This is a genomic window from Variovorax sp. 01T439_2 (assembly GCF_056398445.1).
Genome location: NZ_JBFTPJ010000761.1, coordinates 1 through 2,935, shown reverse-complemented (window position 1 = coordinate 2,935; position 2,935 = coordinate 1). Strand labels below are relative to the sequence as shown.

The 2,935-nt window shown below is 67.2% G+C and carries 1 protein-coding gene; it reads right to left on the bottom strand.

The features are described from left to right. Positions 1 to 115: 115 nt before the first annotated feature. Positions 116 to 2,740 carry an alanine--tRNA ligase gene (alaS, locus tag AC1DOC_RS27320; protein ID WP_478130883.1) on the bottom strand — a complete coding sequence of 875 codons (2,625 nt, stop codon included), beginning with the start codon at positions 2,738 to 2,740 and terminating at the stop codon, positions 116 to 118. Positions 2,741 to 2,935: the final 195 nt, after the last annotated feature.

The following is a 2,935-nucleotide window of genomic DNA, read 5'->3' as shown; positions in this document are numbered from 1 at the left end:
AAAGTGACCGGCACGCCGGCCGCCGCCAGGCTGCCGCCCACGAAGCAGCCGATGGTGCCTGCCCCCATCACCAGCACTTCGCCGGGAGGCCGGCCGGGCACCTCGGCTCGGGCCATCAGGTGCGTTCCGCCACCCAGGCTTGCACCGATTCGAGCGCGGCCGGCAGGCCCGCGGCATCGGTGCCGCCGGCCATGGCCATGTCGGCCTTGCCACCGCCCTTGCCGCCCACCTGCTGCGCGACAAAGTTGACCAGTTCGCCGGCCTTGACCTTGCCGACCGTGTCGCTCGTGACGCCCGCAGCCACCTGCACCTTGGCGCCGTCGACCGCGGCCAGCACGACCACCGCCGTCTTGAGCTTGTCCTTGAGCTTGTCCATGGTGTCGCGCAGCGTCTTGGCGTCGGCACCGTCGAGCTTGGCGGCCAGCACCTTGATGCCGTTGACGTCGACCGCCTGCGCCACCAGTTCGTCGCCTTTCGACGAGGCGAGCTTGCCCTTGAGCGAACCCACTTCGCGCTCCAGCGCCCTCACCTGCTCCAGCACCTGCACGAGCCGGCCCTGCAGTTCGGCGGCCGGCGACTTGAGCGTGGCGGCCACGCTCTGCACCGTGGCTTCGAGCTCCTGCAGGTAGCCGAGCGCATTGGCGCCGGTGACGGCTTCGATGCGGCGCACGCCGGCGGCCACGCCGCCTTCGCTCACGATCTTGAACAGGCCGATGTCGCCCGTGCGGCCCACGTGGGTGCCGCCGCAGAGTTCGCGGCTGGAGCCGATGTCGAGCACGCGCACGCTCTCGCCGTACTTCTCGCCGAACAGCATCATGGCGCCGGTCTTCTGGGCCGACTCCATGTCCATCACGCGCGCATGCGTCTCGGTGTTGGCCAGGATCTCGGCGTTCACGCGCTTCTCGATCTCGAGGATCTGGTCGTGCGTGACGGCTGCGTTGTGCGCGAAGTCGAAGCGCGTCTTGTCGGCATCGACCAGCGAGCCCTTCTGCTGCACGTGCGCGCCCAGCACTTCGCGCAGGGCCTTGTGCATCAGATGCGTGACCGAGTGGTTGCGCATGGTGGCGGCGCGGCGCGCGGTGTCGACCGCGGCCTTGACCGTGTCGCCCACCTTGAGCGTGCCCTGGGTCTGCGTGCCGTGGTGGCCGAACACGTCGGCCTTGATCTTCTGCGTGTCGTCCACGCCGAACTGCATGCCCTCGGCCACCAGCACGCCCTGGTCGCCGACCTGGCCGCCGCTCTCCGAATAGAAAGGCGTGGTGTCGAGCACCACGATGCCAGGCTGGCCTTCCTTCAGTTGCTGCACGGCCGCGCCTTCGAAGTACAGCGCCACGACCTTGGCGTTTTCTTCGAGCTTCTCGTAGCCCGTGAAGACGTTGCCCGCACCGCCGTATTCGACGTTGCGGTCCATCTTGAACTTGCCGGCGGCGCGGCCCGCGGCCTTCTGCTTTTCCATGGCGGCGTTGAAGCCCGCCTCGTCCACGCTCACGCCGCGCTCGCGGCACACGTCGGCCGACAGGTCCAACGGGAAACCGTAGGTGTCGTGCAGCTTGAAGGCGACCTCGCCCGGCAGCGTACTGGCGTCGCCGGCCAGGGCCGCGTCGAGGATTTCCATGCCGTTGGCCAGCGTCTCGAAGAAGCGTTCTTCCTCGGCCTTGAGCGTTTCGGTGATGCGCTTCTCGTCGGCCACCAGCTTGGGGTAGGCCTCGCCCATGAGCTTCACGAGGTCGGGCACGAGCTTGTGGAAGAAGGGCTTCTTCTGGCCCAGCTTGTAGCCGTGGCGAATGGCGCGGCGCACGATGCGGCGCTGCACGTAGCCGCGGCCTTCGTTCGACGGAATGACGCCGTCGGCCACCAGGAACGAGGTGGCGCGGATGTGGTCGGCAATCACCTTGAGCGAGTTGTTGCCCAGGTCCTTCTCGCCCGTCTCGCGCGCGGCGGCCTTGATGAGCGCGTCGAAGATGTCGATCTCGTAGTTGCTGTGCACGTGCTGCAGGATCGCGGCCAGGCGCTCCAGGCCCATGCCGGTGTCGACGCAGGGCGCGGGCAGCTTCTTGACCGAGCCGTCGGGCTGCATGTCGAACTGCATGAACACGTTGTTCCAGATCTCGATGTAGCGGTCGCCGTCTTCGTCAGGCGAACCGGGCGGGCCGCCGGGGATCTCGGGGCCGTGGTCGTAGAAGATCTCGGAGCACGGGCCGCAGGGGCCCGTGTCGGCCATCATCCAGAAGTTGTCGGACATGTAGCGCCCGCCCTTGTTGTCGCCGATGCGCACCACGCGCTCGGRCGGCAGGCCGATGTCCTTGGTCCAGATGTCGTAGGCCTCGTCGTCCTCGATGTAGACCGTGGCCCAAAGCTTCTCGGCCGGCAGCTTGTAGACCTTGGTCAGCAGCTCGAAGGCCCAGGTGAGCGATTCGCGCTTGAAGTAGTCGCCGAAGCTCCAGTTGCCCAGCATCTCGAAGAAGGTGTGGTGGCGCGCGGTGTAGCCCACGTTCTCCAGGTCGTTGTGCTTGCCGCCGGCGCGCAGGCACGCCTGGACCGAGGCGGCGCGCACGTAGGGGCGCTTGTCTTCGCCGAGGAACACGTCCTTGAACTGCACCATGCCCGAGTTGGTGAACATGAGCGTGGGATCGTTGCCCGGCACCAGCGAGCTGGAGGCCACCACCGTGTGGCCCTTGGAAGCGAAGAAATCGAGAAAGGTCTTGCGGATGTCCGCGACCGTGATTGTGGGCTGGCTCATCTTTGGATTTCGTCTTCTGTCGAGGGCGGCCTGGCGATGGCGACCCTCTCGTCGAAACCACTGCGGCGAACCGACCTGACTGCTTGATTTGCTTGAACAATCGATTATAGGTTTCGCTTGCGGGCCGCGCCTTCGCCAGGAGGCGCCGGCGCCGCCCGCGGGCCGCGCCTTCGCCAGGAGGCGCCGGCGCCGCCC